We start from the raw sequence: 17,177 nt of genomic DNA, 5'->3' as shown, positions 1-17,177 counted from the left end.
GCCGGGCTCGCCGGCGGAGCCGGGGACGTCCTCGCGCGCCCAGGCGAGCCAGCGCGCCGCCCGGGCGGCGTCGCCCGCCTCCGCGGCGCGGCGGGCCTCGGCGCCGACGATCGGCCAGGCGGTCTCGGACGCGAGGAGGCGGAGCGCGCCCCCCTCGCGCACGACGAAGAGCGACGTCGCGTGCTCCCCCGGCGCCGCGGCGAAGCGCAGCCGGATCCGGGCGCCCGTCGCGGGATCGCCGTCCCGGTAGAGCTCGAGGCCGGAGAGGGCGACGTCGAGGAGCAGGTCCGAGGTGACGCCCGCCTCGCGCAGCGAGCGGCGGACCGCGCCGAGCGGCGCGGACAGGCCGGCGAGGAGCGCCGCGCGGGCGGGCCCGACGGCGCGCGAGGAGAGGAGCGGCTCGAGCTCGCGGCCGGGGTCGGGAGAGGAGAGGGCCGTGACCACGACCGCCTTCGCGAGCCGGGCCACGTCGTCGCCCTGGGCGGCGACCTCCTTCCACGGGCGGAGCGAGGCGAGCAGGTCGGCGAAGGTCGCCACCTCGTCGGCGTCGTGCGCGCCGCGGACGGCGCTCCGCGCGAGCGCCGCCGCGAGCGGGTAGCGGCGGTCGCGGGCCAGCCGCGCCGCGGCGTCGCGGAGCGCGGTGCGCCCGTCGTCGCCGAGCGCGTCCGCCTCCGCCTCCGCCTTCCCGGCGCCGCCCAGCACCGCCGCGGCGGCGACGAGGATCGCGTTCCGCTCGGGGGAAGGGCCGAGCCCGCGCGCGAGCGCGAGGGCGTCGGCGTGCCGCCCGGCCGCGAGCAGCGCCGCGAGCAGCCCCGCGTCGTACGGGCCCGCGCCTGCGTCGGCGCGGAGCGCCTCGTACTCCGCGAGGGCGGCGCCGAGGTCCGCCCCCGTCCCGAGGAACATTCCCCCGGCGCCGCGCGAGAGGAGCTCCGCGAGGGCGGAGCGCCCCCCGGCGTGGCGGGGGTCGAGCTCCGCGGCCCGGCGGTAGGCGGCGATCGCGCCCGCGCGGTCGTAGCCGTGGCCGAAGCGGCGGCCGACGGCGTCGTGCTCCAGGATCCAGCCCAGCACCCGGTGACCCCAGGCGCGCGCGGGCTCGAGGGCGATGCCGCGGCGCGCCTCCGCCGCCGCGCCCTCACCATCGCCCAGCTCGAGCAGCGCGAGCGCGAGGTGGAGCGGGTGCATCGCCTCGCGCGGGTGCGCGGCGCCGAGGCGCCGGAGCTCCGCGAGGCCCTCCTTCACCTGGCCGTCCGCGAGGAGCGCCGCGGCGGTCCGCTCGAACGCGATCCGCTCCGGCTCGCCGCCGGCGAGGGACCGCGCGCGCGCGGCGAGGGCGTCGGCGTCGGCCGCGCCGAGGCGGCGGCCGCCGGTGTCGAACACGTAGGTGGCGGTGACCGTGCCGTCCTTCCCCGCGGAGAAGCGGCGCGTGAGCGTGGCGGGCCCGAAGCGCTCGATGGCGTCCTCCGGGAGCCGGCGCGCCCGGAAGCCGTCCGGCGGGAAGACGCGGTAGCGGAGCTCCCAGCGGTACGGCAGCGCGAGGGCCAGGTCGTCGCGGCGCGGCGCGGGCTCTGCCTCTCCCTCGCGCGCCTGGGTCAGGAACGCCGGGAGCGGCTCGAGCACCGGCGCGGCGCCGACCGGCACGAGCGCGTCGTCGTCGCCGGTCTCCGCGAGCGCGCTCTCGTCCGCCTCGACGCGGACGGCGAGCTTCGCGGCGGGATCGTCGAGGTGCTGCACCTCCGCGCCGAGGAACGTGCCGGCGCGCAGCACCTCCCGCGCGTACCGCTCGTCGATGCGATCGCGGTGGTCGGCGGGGATCCGCGCCCGGAACTCGCGCTCGCTCGAGGCGAGCGCCCCCGAGAGCTCGCGGGTCTCGACCACGCGGCCGCGCCCGAGCTCCGCGAGGTGAAGCTCCCGCACGGTGAGCGCGGCGTTGTCCGCGGGGCCCGACGCAGGCGTCCGGACGAGGTCGCGCGTCTTGCGCGCGACGACGAGCGCGAGCTTGCCCTGCAGCTCGAGCGGCAGCGTCCCCGGCGGGAGCCGGGGCGAGGCCGGGTCGATCCAGATCGCCGCGCCCTTGCCGCCCACGTGGACGAGGGCGCGATCGAAGACGCCGAGCCCGGGGACCTCGCGCGGCGGGTCGCCCCACTCGCCCGAGGTGAGGGCGACCTCGGCCTCGAGGCCGGCGGCGCGCAGGAGGGCGACGTACAGCGCGGCGAGGTCCTTCGCGTCGCCCTCGCCGCGCGCGAGCACCTCCGCCGGCTTCCCCGGCGCGAGCGGCGCCTCGTCCACCGGCACCCCGGTCGCGCGCACGCGGGGGCGCAGGAACGCCGCGATCCGGCGCACCGCCTCCTCGCGCTTCGGCCGCCCCGCGCCCAGCGCGGCGCGCGCCTCGGCGCGGAGGTCCGCGCCCGCGATCGCGCCCTCGAAGATCGCTCGCACGCGGCCGGCGACGTCGGCCCAGGACTGCCCCGCCGCGAACGCGAGGTACGGCGCGGGCGCGAGCTCCGGCGGCGCGCCGGGGTCGCGTGGCGGCGTCCCGCTCGCGTCGCGGCGCTCGAAGACGAGCGTCCGGATCCCGTTCGCGACCGTCTCGACGGGCGCGAGCTCGACGCCGCGGACGACGAAGCGGACCGGCAGCGCGGCGGGCGCCTCGATGCGGACGCGCACGAGCCGCGCGGAAGAGGCCCTGCCCAGGCCGAAGCGCTGGACCGTGCCGCCGGCGGCGAGCGAGGTCTCGCGCACGGTCGTGACCTGCTCGACGACGGCGCCCGGCCGGACGCCGGGGATCGTCCCGGAGAGCTCGCGCCGCTTGGAGGGCGGGGCGCCGGGATCCTCGACGGGCCCCTCGGCGAGGGCGGCCGGATCGAGCGTGAAGACGCCGTCGGGCGCGACGACGCGCGCGCGGATCTCCGGCCGGCTCTCGCTCCAGGGCGCCCAGGCTCGCTCGACGCGGGCGGACGCGCGCGCGGCCTCGCCGCTCATGGGGCGGTAGACGAGGCGGTAGGTCTGCGCCGCGGCGCCCTGCGCGTCGAGCCGGTAGATCGCCTCCTCGAGGAGCACGTCGAGCGGCGCGCCGCCGGGCGGCGGGAGCGCGTCGGCGGCGGCCCGCACCGCGGCGGGGTCGGCGGAGAGCGGCGCGCCCTCCCAGGGGGCGGCGGCGCGCGCCGCGCGCACGGAGAGGAGCGCCGCGGCGAGCGCGAGCAGGAAGCGGAGGTGGGTAGGCACCGCCGCATTCTGGAGGAGAGCCGGGCGGGCCGCCAGCGACGTCTGCCGACCTGGCGCCGCGCGATCAGTCGCCGGAGGGCGAGATCCGGAACTCGCGCACCTGGGGCAGCCCGTCGAGCGCCCGGGCGAGTCGCCCGAAGTTCCGCTCGTCGTGAGTGCTGATCGTCATCTGGTACTCGAAGGACCGGCCCTCGTTCGCCAGCGCGTAGGAGAGGCCGGCCAGCGCGAACCCGTTCTCCGCGAGCAAAGCGCGCACGGCGTCCTCCCCCATCGCGTCGCCGCGATCGAAGCGGATCCGGTGGTGCGCGAACTTGTGGGCCGGCGCCCGCGCCTCGATCCAGCGGAAGAGGCTGAGCACGCCGAGCGTGAGGAGCGTCGCGTAGAGCGCCGGCACGTACTGGCCGGTCCCGGTGAGCACGCCGATGGCCGAGGTGATCCAGATGGACGCCGCCGTGGTGAGGCCGCGGACGGTGAGCCCCTCCTTGAAGATCACGCCCGCGCCGAGGAAGCCGATGCCGGTCATGATCCCTTGCGCCATGCGGGTGGGATCGACCCGAACCGTCTCGGGCGCGCCGGGGAACCACTCCGCCTGGTAGACGGTGACGAGCATGAGGAGGCTCGCCGCGAGGCACACGAGCGCGTGGGTGCGGAACCCGGCCGGCCGGCCGTGGTAGCTGCGCTCCATGCCGATGGCGCCGCCCGCCACGAGCGCCGCGAGCAGGTGGGCGAGGGCGTCGCCGTGAGCGCGGGAGACGAGCACGTCGAGGGGCACGGCGGAGAGGACCTCGGAGAGCGCGGGCGCCATGGTCCCCTCATCATCCACCCCACGCGCCCGCGGCGTCGGCGCCGGACGGGGCGCGCGGTCAGGAGCGGAAGGCCGCCACGAGCGAGAGCGCGCCGAACAGGAAGAACAGCGACGCGGCCGCCCACCGCATCTTGCGCGACGAGACCTGGTCCGCCACCCGCTCGCCCAGGAACACCGCGAGGCCGTCCGCGGCCAGCATGCCGAGCGTGGTGCCGATCGTCACGCGGACTACAGACTCGTAGCGGGCCGCGAGCGCGACCGTCGCGAGCTGGGTCTTGTCGCCCATCTCCGCGAGGAAGAAGAGGACCGTGGTGGTGAGGAAGGCGCCGAACCGCTCCGGCCCGCTCGCCTCGTCGAGGGTGTCCGGCCGGAGCGTCCACACCCCGAAGGCGATGAAGGTCGCGGCCAGGATCCCCGCGAGCACGTGGGCGGGCACGTTGGCGGAGATCCACGCGCCGACCGAGGACGCGAGCGCGTGGTTCGCGACCGTCGCGACGAGGATGCCGGCCATCACCGGCCACGGCTTGCGGAATCGCGTGGCGAGCGAGAACGCGAGGAGCTGGGTCTTGTCGCCCATCTCGCTCACGGCGACGAGGAGGAAGGAGCTGAGGATGGCTTGCACGGCGGGCGGGCCCTCGAGCGGGGGCGAACCGATACCCGACGAGGGAAGCTCGGTCAACGAACACCGGTCCATCGGTGCGCGGGGCAACGCCGGACCGGTGGCGGCGCGGGGCAGAGGCGAGGTAAACCCTCGAACATCCGCCGTCTTCGGGCCTGGCCGGCAACTTGCTCAAGGCACTCCACGTGATGAACTCGACCGCGACCGTCCAGCGCCCGCCCGCCCGCCCCGCCGCTCCGCCCCGCTCGATGCTCCCGCACGAGCACGGCGCCTGGGGTCAGCTCGCGATGCCGCTCCTCACCGCGCTCGCGATCGGGCGGCCCGGCCTCGCGCCCGCCGCGCTCACGGCGGCGGTGGTCCTCGCGTTCATCGCGCACGAGCCGCTCCTGGTCCTGCTCGGCCAGCGCGGGCGGCGCGTCGCGGAGGAGGAGGGCGGGCGCGCGCGGCGCTGGCTCGCCGTCACGGGGGGCCTCGCCGCCGTCACCGGCGCGATCGGCATCGCGCTCGCGCCCGCGTCGGCCCGCGCCGCGCTCCTGCTCCCGGCGGTGCTCGCGCTCGTCGTGGCGCTCCTCGTCTGGAGGCGGCTCGAGAAGACGACGCTCGGCGAGATCGTCGTGGCCGCCGCGCTCTCCTCGGCCGGCTGGGCCGTCGCCCTCGCCGGCCACGCGCCCGCGGACGACGCGCTCGCCGCCGCGCTCGCCTGGATCCTCGCCTTCGCGGCGGCGACCCTCGGCGTGCGGGTCATCCTCGCCCGCGCCCGCTCGAAGGGCGCGGAGGATCCGGGGAGGCTCCACGCCGCGCTCGCCGCGGCGCTCGCCGGTGTGGCCGTGCTGCTCTCCGCCGCCGGGCTCCCCGCCGCGCTCGCCTGGGCGACCTTGCCGACCGCGCTCCTCTCGATCGTGATCAGCCTCGCGCGGTTCTCGCCGAAGCGGCTGCGCCCGCTCGGCTGGGCGATCGTCGGCTCCTCGGCGGTGACGCTCGTGATCCTCGTCGCGGGGCTCCGGTAGCGAGGGAGCTCACGGTCCTGCCCCGGCGCGACCGGGTTCCGGCGGTGCAATGATCCGACGCGTCAGAGCATCGGCTCGCGCGCGCCGCAGGTGATCGTGCCGAGCTCGAGCACGCCCGTGCCGCTGTCCGGGATCTCGAGCGGCAGCTCGCACAGCTCGCCCTTCCAGTAGATCCGCGCGGCGTGCGCGCCGGCCGGGACGTCCTCGAGCCAGAAGGCGCCGTCGGCGCCGACCGGCGAGCGGCGCGTGCCGCCGGCGACGTCCACCTCGAACGTCCCGTAGGCGGGCACGTCGGCGCGATCGCGCCGCGCGATCCGGAGCCACCCCTCGACGGCGCGCAGCCGGGTGACGTCGAAGCGCACCAGCGCCGCGCCGCGCGGCCGCGCCGCGACGAGCCGCTCCGTGAGGCCGACGCGGTAGCTCTGCGGCACGTCCGCGTCCTCGATCCCGAGGCGGTTGCCGTAGTACGGCAGGAGCCCCGGGACGAGCAGGTCGCCCCGCCCGTCGGTGCGCCCGACCGGGCGCCGGTCGAGGTAGGCGCGGACGCCGCCGACGCCCGGGACGCGCACGAGCGCGAAGCCCTGCTCGACGGGGCGGGTGGCGAAGAGCCGGCCACCGACGAGCACGAGCGCGCCCGAGGCGGACGCGGACCCGGCCTCGCTCCCGTCCACGCGGGCGTAGCCGAGCTCGTAGTGACCGAACTCGGGCTGCGCCTGCAGGAGGCCGCTCACCGCCCCGCCGGCGGCGGAGTCGGCGCGGAGCTGGTAGCCGACGCCCGGGCCGACCGGGACCGAGCGCGACAGGCCCGTGCTCGCGCTCGCGCCGGCGCGGCTCGAGCGGACGCCCGCGTCGAGGGTCCCCCCGCCCGGCGCGGAGAGGACGAGCTGCGCGAACACCGCGCCGGCCGCCTCCGCGGCGCGATCCCTCGTGACCGAGGCGGAGAGGAGGAGCCACGCGCCCGCGCGCACGCGCAGGGAGGTGCGCACATCCACGCGGTGGCTCGCCCCCGCGTCGCGCTGCTCCGCGCCGACGTACTGGAGCTGCAGGCTCGCTCCCCGGCCGAGCGGCGCCGTGGCGTACGCGCCGGCGCGCCACAGGGCGCGGTCGGCGGCGGCCGAGAGCGTCGAGTTCGCGTACCGGGTGGAGAGGAGCGAGGCGTCCGCGCCCAGCGCGAAGCGGCGCGCGACGTGGCGCCAGGCGAGGAACGCGGCGGCCCCGGGCGTGCCCTCGTCCGCGCTCGCGGCGCCCGCGAGCTCGAGCTCGCTCGAGCCGACGCCGAGCGCGGCGGAGGCGCCGCCCTGCTGCACGCGCGGGCCGAGCTCCAGCCGCGCGCCGCCGGTGAACGCGCGCGTGAAGCCGCGCCGCTCCCGCGCGACGAGGATGGGATCGCCGTAGGCGAAGCTCTCCGTGCCGAAGCGCTCGCGCACCGCGCCGACCCACAGGCCGGGCTCGTCGAGCCCGGGGGCGAGCAGGCCCTGCGCCTGGTAGTGCGCCGCCTCGATCGCCTGCGTGCGCCCGAAGGCGTCGCGCACCACGATCCGGACGTCGTTCGCCCCAGTGCTGACGGGCAGGTTCGAGAGGTCGTAGGTGCCCGGCGCGACCGTGAGCGTGCGCGCGAGCGCGCCGTTCACGTAGACGTCGATGGTGGAGGGCGTGGCGGCGAAGGCGGTGGCGCCGGGGAGCGGCGTCCGCGCGAGGTACGGATCGAGCGACAGCTCGCGCGCGAGGCCGACGCCGCCCACGAGCGGCGCGCCGGAGAGCGCGTCGGGGGGGATCGCCGCGTCGCCGGCGGTCAGGCGGAGGAGCCGCGCCGGGCGGTCGATCGTGAGGGTCGTGAGCCCGCGCACCGCGCCCGCCGCCCGGGTCGCCGAGACCGAGCCGGCGAGGAGCGCCGAACCGTGCGAGACGCCCGCCTCGAGGAACCCGGACACGTCCTCCTGGGTGGTGGCGCGCCCCGCGTAGTTGAGGAACGCGCTCGGGGCGTCCCCCGTCTCCAGCCCGGCGGGGCGGCTCGACGCGCGCAGGTCGAGCGCGCCGTGGCCGAGGAGCGATGGGGCGGCCTCGAGCCGGATCGCGAGCGCGCGCTCGTCGAGATCGAAGCGCACCCCGGGCGCGAGCGAGCGGAGCGACACGAGCGTGCGGCCGTCGAGCTCGCGGCGGGCGCCGCCGAAGCCGGCCAGGCCCGCGCGCACGAGGTCGGCGGGCGCGATCCAGATGTCCTGCGGCGCCACGAGGACGAGGGCGGTGTCGGCCGGCCCCCCGTTCACGAAGAGCTGGAGGAAGGCGGGGCGAAGGTCGCCCTCGGCGGCCGAGAGGTCGCGAGGTGCCGCCGCGGCGGGTGGCGAGGTGAGGTCGAGCTGCTCCGCGCTCGCGAGGGGGAGGGCCGCGGTCGGGGTCGCGGTCGAAGGCGGCGCCGGGTTCGGGGTCGGGGTCGGGGTCGGGGTCGCGGTCGGGGTCGGGGTGGACGTCGAGATCGGGGCCGCGGTCTTCGTCGAGGTCGGGGTCGATGTCGTGGCCAACGCCGCCGCGGCGGCCGCGGCGGCGACGAGCGCGAGCGCGCGGGCGAGCTTCTTACGGATCACGGCACGCGCCCGGAGCGCGCGCCTCGATCGCGCCGCGCGCCAGCGCGGCCGAGACGACGACGCTGGCGGCGCGCGCGCACGCCTCCGGCGGGACCGCGACCTCGTAGACGCGCTCGCCGCCCGCGAGCACGTACCAGGCCTCGAGCGATCTCTCGAGCACCCGCGCGCCGTCGGCCGCGACGAGCGCGAGCGTCACCGCGCTCGGCCGCAGGCGGACCGTCCCGGGGTTGCGCAGCGCGAAGCGGACGTGCGTGCCGTCGCGACCGAGGAACGCGAGCTCACCGCGCTCGACGCGTGCGGCCGGGACGAGGAAGACGGGCACGCCGACGCGGGTCAGCACCTTCACGCGCGCGGCGTCCTCCGCGGTCTCGGCCTGCGGCAGCTCCTCGATGAAGATGCGCCAGGTGCGCTCGGTCGCGGCCGGCGCAGCGTCGGTCCCGATGCGCAGTGAGCGCGCCTCTCCCGCCCCGAGCTCGAGGAGCGGCGGGAAGACGGCGAGCTCGCGCGTGGGGGACAGGTCCATCGCCCCGTCGGGCTTCTGCGCCCAGCGGAACGCGCGGATCTGGTAGCGCGCCGGGGCGCCGCCGCGGTTCCGCAGCGACATGAGCGCGGTGCGGGCGCCGCCGGACAGCTCCACGTTCACCGGCGTGACGTCGAGGTCGCCGGCGCGGGCGGCCCCGGCCGCGAGCGCGGCGAGGACGAGGAGGGCGCGGGCGGCACGGAGGAGCGGTCGCATGAGCACGTGAAGTGGCGGGGTGGGCGGCGCCGGAGTCTAATACGCGCAATTCGACGCCAGCAATGAAACGGCCGCGCTCACATGCTCGCACCGCAGCGCGTCGCGCGGCCCTCGCCGCGGCGGTGGTGGGCGCCGTCCTCTGCGCGCGGGACGCGGCCGCGGTCCAGCCCACCTGCAGCGTGAGCGTCGCGAGCGCCATCGCCTTCGGCGCCTACGATCCCTTCTCGACGGTGCCGCTCGACACGACCGGGACCATCACCCTGCAGCACTGCTCGCAGACGCCCGTCACGATCGCGATCGGGCCGGGACGGTCCGGGTCGTTCTCCTCGCGCGCGATGCGGGGGCCGGGCGGCGACCTGCTCCGGTACGACCTGTACCTCGACGCGGCCCGCTCGATCGTGTGGGGCGACGGAGCTCCCGGCACGTCCACGTGGGCGTCGGCCTCTCCGAGCGACCGGACGATCGCGGTGTACGCGCGGGCGTTCGCGGCCCAGGACGTGTCCGTCGGCGCGTACGACGACACGATCACCGTGACGATCAATTACTGAGCGCGCTATCGCGTGCGCTCCCGTGCCCGGTTCACCCACAGCGGCGTGCTCGGCGCACTTTTGCGCGTCACGGGATCGTGGCCTTCTGCGCTATCGCAAACGCAATATGCTGGCGATTGCCAGGCGCGCGTGCAGGATCCGCCGCCGACCACCCACGCAAGGACCCGCCCCATGAACCGCACCGCCCTCCGCCTCTCCGTCGCGCTCGCCGCCGCCCTCCTCTCCACGGCCGCGCGCGCCGCGACCGCCACGAACACCTTCGCCGTCACCGCCCAGGTGGCCGCGAAGTGCTCGGTCACGACGAGCGACATCGCCTTCGGGAGCTACGATCCCACCGCCGGGGTCGACCTCGACGCGCAGGGGTCGCTCACCGTCACCTGCACCAAGGGCACCTCCTTCACGGTCGGCCTCGACAACGGCACCTCGGGCATCTCGGGGACGCGCCAGATGTCCGGCGCGGGCGACGTGCTCGGCTACGAGCTCTACTCCGACTCGACCCGCACGGCCGTCTGGACGAACGCCGCCATGCCGGCGTCCCAGGGCGCGGCGGGCAAGGCCGGCAACCTGCTCTTCGTCTACGCGCGCATCCCCGCGGGCCAGTACCCCACCGCCGGGAGCTACAGCGACACGGTCACCGTGACCGTGAACTACTAGGCGCACTCACGCCGGCAGCGTCCGGCGCGGAGGGGGACACCCGGGACCTCGATGGTCCCGGGTTTTTCGTTTTCTGGGCGCGAGCTCGACGCGGGGCCCGGGACCGCCGTGCGCGGTCGAGCGAACGGCGGCGGACGTCCGGAGATCGTCGAGCCGGAACGCCGCCAGTTCGCCGCCGCCCCGGCGGGGGCACTTCTCTACGGCAACTCCCCGATCTATTTGAGGGGCCCCCTCGCGTGGCGTCTTCCACGGCACGCGCGGCCTCGGCTCGCCGCGCATATCCACGAAGACACGATGGAGAACCTGCCTCCCTCGCCCGCGAACCACCCGGACGGCGACCGCTCCGAGCCGCCGGCGCGCGCGCCCGCGGAGCGCAACACCACGCGCGCGGAGCGCCCGCGAGCGGACGCCGAGCGGCCGGTCTCGATCGGCGAGGCCCAGCCGATCGACGTGCTCGCGGTCGACGACGACCCGCGCAACCTCGAGGTGACGCGCGCCCTCCTCTCCGGCTCGGGGGCGCGCATCGTCGAGGCCTCCACCGCCGAGGACGCGCTGCGCATCCTCCTCAGGCGCCAGGTCGCGCTCATCCTCCTCGACGTCAACCTGCCGGGGATGTCGGGGCTCGAGATGGCGAAGCTCGTGCGCGCGCGCGAGCGGACGCGTCACACGCCCATCATCTTCCTCACCGCGAGCTCCGACGTGCGGCTGCTCGAGCGCGGCTACGCCCTCGGCGCCGTCGACTTCCTCACCACCCCCGTGCCGGAGCAGGCGCTCCGCGCGAAGGTCGCGTTCTTCATCGAGGCGCACCGGAAGAACGAGGCCCTGCGCCGCAACGCGGAGCTCCTCCGCGCGGCGCAGGAGCGCGAGCTCGCGCGGAACGTGGCCGAGGCGCGGCGCCGCTGGGAGGAGGAGGCGCTCCGGCGCGAGATGGAGCGGGAGCGGCGGCTCGTGGAGACGCTCCACCGCGCGAACCAGCGGCTCAAGATCCTCTCCAGCGTCCGCAGCGATCTGCTCACGGCCGAGAGCGTGCGCGAGCGGCTCCCGGCCATCTGCGACCGCGTGGCCTCGCACCTCGGGCTCGAGCGCTGGGCGCTGCACGTCGCCGGCCCGGACGGGCGGCTGACGCTCGCCGCCGCGGGCGGTGGGGCGGCCGAGCCGGGGCTCCTGGCCGCGCTCGATTCGGCCGAGGCGATCCTGGGCGGGCTCGCCCCGTGGGTGTCGGCGCGCGGAGAGCCGCTGCCGCCGATCGCCGCCGTGCTCGGCGTCGCCTGCTGCGTGGCGCGGCCGTGCCTCGCGGGCGGAGAGGTGGTCGCCACGCTCGCCTTCGGCTCCGCCGAGCGGGATGCGTGCGACCCGGACGACCCCGCCACGCTCGAGCTCGTCGGCTACGCCGTGGGGATGGCGCTCGAGCGCGATCGCCTCATCGCCGAGCTGCAGGGCCGCAACGCGGAGCTGCGCGAGGCCGACCGCCGCAAGGACCAGTTCCTCGCGATGCTGGCGCACGAGCTCCGCAACCCGCTCGCGCCGGTGACGAACGCGGTGCGACTCCTCCAGGAGTACGGCGCCGACGCCCGCCTGCGGGAGCGCGCGCTCCAGGCGGCGGGGCGGCAGGTGCGGCACATGTCGCGCCTGGTCGACGACCTGCTCGACGTCTCGCGGGTCCGGAGCGGGAAGGTCCGCCTGCGCAAGGACACCGTCGATCTCGTCCAGGTGGTGCGGGAGGCGGTGCAGACGGTGGACGAGCTCGTCACGTCGCGGCGGCACACCCTCGTGGTGAGCCTGCCCGAGGCGCGGCTCGGGGTGGACGGTGACGCGGTCCGCCTCGCGCAGGTGGTGGAGAACCTCGTCGCGAACGCCGCGAAGTACACCGATCCCGGCGGCCACCTGCGCGTCGCGCTCACGCGCGAGGGGGACCTCGCCGTCCTCTCGGTGCAGGACGACGGGATCGGCCTCGCGCCCGAGCTCGCCGGCGGCATCTTCGAGCCCTTCGTCCAGGCCGAGCAGGGAGTGGACCGCTCCCGCGGCGGCCTCGGCATCGGGCTCTCGCTCGTGAAGAGCCTGGTCGAGATGCACGGCGGCACGGTGCGGGTTGAGAGCCCCGGCCCCGGCCGCGGCTCGACGTTCACCGTACGGCTCCCCGCGCTCCCTCCCGGCGCGGCGGTGCCCGCGCCGCCGGCGGCCTCGTCCGTGCCCCCCGCGGCCGAGGCCCGCGCCGTGACCCCGCGCGACATCCTCATCGTCGAGGACATCGCGGACATCCGCGAGACCCTCGGCGAGCTCCTGCGCCGGCGCGGCCACGCCGTGCGCGAGGCCGACGGCGGGCGCTCCGCCTTCGCCCTCGCCGCCGACGCGCCTCCGGAGATCGCGCTCGTCGACATCGGGCTCCCCGAGCTCGACGGGTTCGAGGTGGCGCGGCGCCTGCGCGAGCTCGTGCCGGCGGTCCGGCTGGTGGCGCTCACCGGCTACGGCGGCTCCGAGGACCGGCGCCGCGCGGCCGAGGCGGGCTTCCGCGCGCACCTCGTGAAGCCGGTGGACATCGACGACCTCGTCGCCCTCATCGACACGCTGGACTGAGCGTCATCTCCGGGACGTCGAGGGCTTGCGCCCGCAGCGCGCAGCTCGACGCCAGCCAGCTCCGCGCGTCCTGGTGGCCGCGACCTCTCCGGCCGGCCCGCGCGCCTGCGGCGAGCTCAGGGGACCGGCTCGCCGCGGACCTTGGCGCGGAGGTCCACCCACCAGTCGTTCACCGTCCCGTACACGTCGTCGGGCCCCTGGTCGGCGCGGCTCGAGGTGTCGAGGTGGCAGACGAACTCGAGGGCGCTGACCCCGTCACCCACGGCGTACGCGACGAGCGAGCCCGACTGCACGCGGATGTCCTCGATCCCCTCGACCTTCTGGTAGCGGAACCCGATCTGCTCGGGCGCCTCCAGCGTGCCGAGGAGCGGGCCGCCGCGGTACACGATCGTCCACCGCCCCTTGTAGATGGCCGGGCCCGCCGCGTAGCGGATCGAGAACGAGATGGGGTAGTCGGGCTCCACGTCCGCCGTCGCGTACCAGCTGTCCGTGCCGTGGATGCGGCTCACGCGCGGGTCGCGCAGCGCCTCGAGCACCTGCGGCACGGACGCGTGCAGGTAGGCCGCGCCGTGCGCGAAGGCGAGCCGGCCCTCGCGCCAGCCGGACACGATCTGGATGGCCTCGGGGTGCGGGTCGCCTCCGTCCGGCGGCGGAAAGGCGGCGGTGGAAGGCTCGATCGGCTGGTAGCCGGCCGCCGGGTCGAACGGCGTCTTCACGTTGTCGGGGCACCCCGTGAGCGCAGCCGCCGCGAGCGCCGCGAGCGCATGAGGGACGCGCATGATCGGCCTCCGGGTGAACGCATAGCGCCGCCGCGGAGCGGCGCCGCTCCCGCACGGCAGCGCGACCCGAGCGGGAGACCTCGAAACGGCACGTTGACGCAAGGTCCGTGCGGTGGTGCGCTCCTCGACGGTCGAAGATTCGCACGCGGTCGCCATCCCGAGGTCGCCATGAAGAAGCTCCTCGCACTCTCCGTCGCGCTCGTCCTCACGGCCTGCGGCGACGGCGGCAACGACAAGAAGGGCCCGGCGCTGACCGGGAAGCTGTTCGGCCAGACGTTCGACCCGGCGGAGGTCGTGTTCGCGGGCCCGCAGCAGTCGGCGAGCTGTACGTTCCCGGGGGTGCCGATCCTCTACGGCATCGGCGACGCGCTGATCGCGTTCTCGCCGCAGGCGGGCGCATGCGCCCTCGCGGACCCGTGCCACGGCCGCAAGGACTTCACGTTCGTCGCGGGGCTGCTGGCGCACGCCCAGGTCCCGGCGACGGCGCAGGCCCCGGCGGTCGACGCGGGCTCGTACGCGGTCTACGCGACGCTCGACGAGGCCGTGCCGGCGATCGCCGCGAACGTGTCCGGTCCCATCCGCGCCGCGCTGCTCCCCGCGCAGAAGACGGACGCGCAGTGCGTCCCGGGCACGCCGCCGAGCGCCACGGGCACGATCCGGATCGACTCCGTCGGCGCGACGGAGCTCGTGGGCGAGATCGACGTCACGTTCTCGGACCAGCAGGGGGGCTTCTTGCGCGGGCCGTTCACGGCCAAGGCGTGCCCCGGCGTCACGTTCGACGCCTGCTTCAGCGACACCGGCCTGACGTGCTCCGGGACCCCGACCTGCCAGTGATCGCGTCGCGCCGCGGGGCGGCCGCCATCGGGCGCCTCGCGGTCGTCCTCTCGCTCGTGCTGGCCGCGGGGGCGCCCGCGGGCTCCCTCGCCGGCGAGGACGAGGGCGTGTACCTCGGCCCGCGCTTCCGCTGGGCCGAGATGCCCGTCCTGCAGCGGGTCCTCCACGACGTCGTCGCGATCCCCGCGAACGCGCCGCGCTGGAGCGCGGGCGACTTCGGGCAGCTCGCCCTCTGGTCGGGCGCGGTCGGCGCGCTGATGTTCCCGCTCCACGACCCGGCCGACGCGCGGCTCGATCGCTGGATTCACCGGGAGCTCGACTCGCGCCTGCCCACCGTCTGGACGGAGTGGATGCAGCCGACCCTCTGGGCAGGGATCGCGGTCGGCGGGCTCGGGACCTGGGGGTGGGCGGTCGCGCACGGCGACCAGCGGGTCGCGCAGGGCTGCTCGCTCATGGGCGAGGCGCTCGCGGTCTCGCAGGTCTACCACCTCACCCTCAAGTTCGCGCTCGGGCGCGACGGCCCCTGGGACGGCGACCAGAGCGGCGACATCAAGGGCCCCGCGAACGCCCTGCGCGTCTACCCGGCGGGCACGCCGTCGGGCCACGCCGCGACGCTCTTCAGCCTCGCCACCGCGGGCCTCTCGTACTTCCGGCCGCCGGTCTGGGTGCAGGTGCTCGGGTACGGTGCCACTGGCACGCTGGTCGCGTTCCACGTCATCGACCACCGCCACTTCCTGTCGGACTCGCTGTGGGGCTCGGCGATGGGCTTCTACGTGGGGACGTGGGTGGTCCGGCACCGCGCCTCGCCGCTCGACGCCGACGGGCGCGCGATCCGCGCTCCGCGAGCCTCGGTCGTGCCGCTCGCCATCCCCGGCGGTGCGGGGCTCGCGCTCGTCGTCCGCGACTGACCGGAGCCCCTCCCGCCCCCCGGTGGGGGCCGCGACGTCATGCCGTTGATCCGCGCCGGGGCCGATGCTTTCTCTCCCGCATGCGCTCGTTCACGCGGTTCGCCTGGGCGGTCCTCACCTACAACCTGCTCGTCGTCGCCTGGGGTGCCTTCGTGCGCGCGACCGGGTCGGGCGCGGGCTGCGGCAAGCACTGGCCGATGTGCAACGGCCAGGTGGTGCCGCGCGCCCCGGCGGTCGAGACCGTCATCGAGTTCACCCACCGCGCGATGAGCGGCCTGGCGCTGCTCCTCGTCGTGGCGCTCGTCGTCGCGGCCGTCCGTGCGTTCCCCGCGGGCCATCCGACCCGCAAGGCGGCGTGGGCGTCGCTCGGCCTCATGATCCTCGAGGCGCTCGTCGGCGCGGGGCTCGTCCTCTTCGGCTGGGTGGCGAAGGACACCTCCTTCGCGCGCGGCTGGGTGATGGGCGTGCACCTCACGAACACGTTCCTCCTGCTCGGCGCGCTGGCGCTCACCGCGGACTGGAGCGCGCAGCCCGGCGGGATGCGCTTCGCGGGGCGCGGGGCGCTCGCGGGCGGCCTGTGGCTCGGGTTCGCGTCGGTGCTCATCGCCGGCGTGACCGGGGCGGTGGCCGCCCTCGGGGACACGCTCTTCCCGGCCACGAGCTTCGCGGAGGGCCTGCGCCAGGAGCTCTCCACCGAGGCGCACGTGCTGCTGCGCCTGCGCGTCCTCCACCCGTTCGCGGCGATCGCCACTGCCGCGGTGCTGCTCCTCGTGGCGCGGCTCGCCCTCCGGCTCCGCCCCGACGCGCGCGTCCGCCGGGCCGCGCTGGGCCTCATCGCGCTCGTGGGCGCCGAGCTCCTCGCGGGCGTCGTGAACCTCGTGCTCGCCGCGCCTGTCCCGCTGCAGCTCCTGCACCTCCTGCTCGCCGACCTCGTCTGGGTCGCGCTCGTCCTCCTCGCGGCGGCCAGCCTCGCCCCGGGGCGGGTGGAGGTCCCGAGCGAGACGCCTGCCGCCCTGCCCGCCGGGCTGCGCGGCTAGCCGCTGCCAGGCTCCCCGTTACGTCCTCGTAGGCGACCGGGTACAATGCCGCGCCTCGTGCGTGCGGCCGGGGGGCTGCGCTCGTCCCGAGCGCTGGCTCGGTCGCACGGAGAACCAGGAGAAATTGAAATGCACGTTCGGACCACTCGGGTCGTCGCGCTTGCGACGCTCGTCACCCTCATCGCCTGCGGCACCGCCGGCAAGCGCACGGCCATCGGCGGCGGCGCGGGCGCCCTCCTTGGCGCGGGCGTCGGCGCGCTGGCGGGCGGCAAGAAGGGCGCGCTCATCGGCGCAGGCGTCGGCGCGTTGGCCGGCGGCTCGGTCGGGCTCTACCTCGACAAGCAGCACAAGGAGCTCGAGAAGGTCGCCGAGGCGAAGCGCACCGAGAACGGGATCCTCGTGAACATGAAGAACGACATCCTGTTCGACACGAACAGCGCCGACCTCAAGGCCGAGGCGGTCACGCAGCTCACGCAGGTGGGCGACATCCTCGCGAAGTACGCGGACGACCGCATCCAGATCGAGGGCCACACCGACTCGTCCGGCTCCGACTCGCTCAACGAGACGCTCTCCCGCAAGCGCGCGGACTCCGTCCGCACCGTGCTCGTGTCGCGCGGCGTCCGCGAGGAGCAGATCTCGGTCGCTGGCTACGGCGAGTCGAAGCCGATCGCCGACAACGCCACGAAGGAAGGCCGGGCGAAGAACCGCCGGGTCGAGGTGCACATCGACGTGCCGAATCCCAGTTAGGGGGGGGGGGGGGGGGGGGGGGGGGGGGGGGGGGGGGGGGGGGGGGGGGGGGGGGGGGGGGGGGGGGGGGGGGGGGGGGGGGGGGGGGGGGGGGGGGGGGGGGGGGGGGGGCGGCGGGGGGGGGG

General features: G+C 76.4%; 14 protein-coding genes. 8 read left to right on the top strand and 6 right to left on the bottom strand.

Annotation, left to right across the window (positions count from 1 at the left end):
- The 3 genes from MNZ39_RS03915 to MNZ39_RS03905 all read right to left on the bottom strand — a co-directional run.
- A partial coding sequence (locus MNZ39_RS03915) for a DUF3857 domain-containing protein (RefSeq protein WP_242334788.1) occupies positions 1–3,222 on the bottom strand: 3,222 nt, incomplete at its 3' end.
- 64 nt (positions 3,223–3,286) lie between these two features.
- Complete coding sequence (locus tag MNZ39_RS03910; protein WP_242334785.1) at positions 3,287–4,027, bottom strand: MgtC/SapB family protein; 741 nt, start codon at positions 4,025–4,027, stop codon at positions 3,287–3,289.
- A 58-nt stretch (positions 4,028–4,085) separates the two neighbouring features.
- Positions 4,086–4,649: a TMEM165/GDT1 family protein gene (locus MNZ39_RS03905; protein ID WP_242334782.1), complete on the bottom strand. Its 564-nt coding sequence runs from the start codon at positions 4,647–4,649 to the stop codon at positions 4,086–4,088.
- 185 nt (positions 4,650–4,834) lie between these two features.
- Here MNZ39_RS03905 and MNZ39_RS03900 point away from each other — a divergent pair, with 185 nt between their 5' ends.
- Positions 4,835–5,653 (top strand): YwiC-like family protein, encoded by an 819-nt coding sequence (locus tag MNZ39_RS03900; protein WP_242334779.1) that lies wholly within the window; start codon positions 4,835–4,837, stop codon positions 5,651–5,653.
- Between the two features lie 62 nt (positions 5,654–5,715).
- On the opposite strand, the gene MNZ39_RS03895 is transcribed toward MNZ39_RS03900, so the two are convergent.
- The gene (locus MNZ39_RS03895) at positions 5,716–8,235 is read right to left on the bottom strand and encodes a fimbria/pilus outer membrane usher protein (RefSeq protein WP_242334776.1); all 2,520 of its coding nucleotides are present in this window, start codon (positions 8,233–8,235) and stop codon (positions 5,716–5,718) included.
- Positions 8,225–8,971, bottom strand: a complete 747-nt coding sequence (locus MNZ39_RS03890; protein WP_242334773.1) for a molecular chaperone — start codon at positions 8,969–8,971, stop codon at positions 8,225–8,227. Before MNZ39_RS03890 ends, MNZ39_RS03895 begins: the two co-directional genes overlap by 11 nt.
- Before the next feature lie 62 nt (positions 8,972–9,033).
- On the opposite strand from MNZ39_RS03890, the gene MNZ39_RS03885 reads away from it, so the two are divergent.
- The 3 genes from MNZ39_RS03885 to MNZ39_RS03875 all read left to right on the top strand — a co-directional run bounded on the left by MNZ39_RS03885 (position 9,034) and on the right by MNZ39_RS03875 (position 12,747).
- The gene (locus tag MNZ39_RS03885) at positions 9,034–9,519 is read left to right on the top strand and encodes a spore coat U domain-containing protein (protein ID WP_242334770.1); all 486 of its coding nucleotides are present in this window, start codon (positions 9,034–9,036) and stop codon (positions 9,517–9,519) included.
- A 171-nt stretch (positions 9,520–9,690) separates the two neighbouring features.
- Complete coding sequence (locus tag MNZ39_RS03880) at positions 9,691–10,173, top strand: spore coat U domain-containing protein (protein ID WP_242334767.1); 483 nt, start codon at positions 9,691–9,693, stop codon at positions 10,171–10,173.
- Between the two features lie 294 nt (positions 10,174–10,467).
- Positions 10,468–12,747: a response regulator gene (locus tag MNZ39_RS03875; RefSeq protein WP_242334764.1), complete on the top strand. Its 2,280-nt coding sequence runs from the start codon at positions 10,468–10,470 to the stop codon at positions 12,745–12,747.
- A gap of 116 nt (positions 12,748–12,863) precedes the next feature.
- Here the strand turns inward: MNZ39_RS03875 and MNZ39_RS03870 are convergent, their stop codons facing one another.
- The gene (locus tag MNZ39_RS03870; protein WP_242334761.1) at positions 12,864–13,526 is read right to left on the bottom strand and encodes a hypothetical protein; all 663 of its coding nucleotides are present in this window, start codon (positions 13,524–13,526) and stop codon (positions 12,864–12,866) included.
- Positions 13,527–13,694: 168 nt separating this feature from the next.
- Here MNZ39_RS03870 and MNZ39_RS03865 point away from each other — a divergent pair, with 168 nt between their 5' ends.
- From MNZ39_RS03865 to MNZ39_RS03850, 4 genes are all read left to right on the top strand, one after another.
- The gene (locus MNZ39_RS03865) at positions 13,695–14,360 is read left to right on the top strand and encodes a hypothetical protein (RefSeq protein ID WP_242334758.1); all 666 of its coding nucleotides are present in this window, start codon (positions 13,695–13,697) and stop codon (positions 14,358–14,360) included.
- On the top strand, positions 14,333–15,268 hold the full coding sequence (locus tag MNZ39_RS03860; RefSeq protein WP_242334755.1) for a phosphatase PAP2 family protein: 936 nt from the start codon (positions 14,333–14,335) through the stop codon (positions 15,266–15,268). Before MNZ39_RS03865 ends, MNZ39_RS03860 begins: the two co-directional genes overlap by 28 nt.
- Positions 15,269–15,348: 80 nt before the next feature.
- Positions 15,349–16,305, top strand: coding sequence for a COX15/CtaA family protein (locus MNZ39_RS03855; RefSeq protein WP_242334752.1), 957 nt, complete (start codon positions 15,349–15,351; stop codon positions 16,303–16,305).
- A 129-nt stretch (positions 16,306–16,434) separates the two neighbouring features.
- The gene (locus MNZ39_RS03850) at positions 16,435–17,052 is read left to right on the top strand and encodes an OmpA family protein (RefSeq protein WP_242334749.1); all 618 of its coding nucleotides are present in this window, start codon (positions 16,435–16,437) and stop codon (positions 17,050–17,052) included.
- Positions 17,053–17,177 lie beyond the last annotated feature (125 nt).

Source organism: Anaeromyxobacter sp. SG66, from assembly GCF_022690805.1.
In the GTDB taxonomy this organism is placed as follows: Bacteria; Myxococcota; Myxococcia; order Myxococcales; family Anaeromyxobacteraceae; genus Anaeromyxobacter; species Anaeromyxobacter soli.
The sequence above is the reverse complement of the archived record's forward strand: the minus strand, read 5'-3'. Positions and strand labels throughout refer to the sequence as shown.

Bases quoted from the DNA above. Each gene is read 5' to 3' on its own strand.
- MNZ39_RS03870 (WP_242334761.1), bottom strand. From the start codon at position 13,526: ATGCGCGTCCCTCATGCGCTCGCGGCGCTCGCGGCGGCTGCGCTCACG.
- MNZ39_RS03885 (WP_242334770.1), top strand. From the start codon at position 9,034: ATGAAACGGCCGCGCTCACATGCTCGCACCGCAGCGCGTCGCGCGGCC.
- MNZ39_RS03865 (WP_242334758.1), top strand. From the start codon at position 13,695: ATGAAGAAGCTCCTCGCACTCTCCGTCGCGCTCGTCCTCACGGCCTGC.
- MNZ39_RS03850 (WP_242334749.1), top strand. From the start codon at position 16,435: ATGCACGTTCGGACCACTCGGGTCGTCGCGCTTGCGACGCTCGTCACC.
- MNZ39_RS03890 (WP_242334773.1), bottom strand. From the start codon at position 8,971: ATGCGACCGCTCCTCCGTGCCGCCCGCGCCCTCCTCGTCCTCGCCGCG.
- MNZ39_RS03855 (WP_242334752.1), top strand. From the start codon at position 15,349: ATGCGCTCGTTCACGCGGTTCGCCTGGGCGGTCCTCACCTACAACCTG.
- MNZ39_RS03880 (WP_242334767.1), top strand. From the start codon at position 9,691: ATGAACCGCACCGCCCTCCGCCTCTCCGTCGCGCTCGCCGCCGCCCTC.
- MNZ39_RS03875 (WP_242334764.1), top strand. From the start codon at position 10,468: ATGGAGAACCTGCCTCCCTCGCCCGCGAACCACCCGGACGGCGACCGC.
- MNZ39_RS03910 (WP_242334785.1), bottom strand. From the start codon at position 4,027: ATGGCGCCCGCGCTCTCCGAGGTCCTCTCCGCCGTGCCCCTCGACGTG.
- MNZ39_RS03900 (WP_242334779.1), top strand. From the start codon at position 4,835: ATGAACTCGACCGCGACCGTCCAGCGCCCGCCCGCCCGCCCCGCCGCT.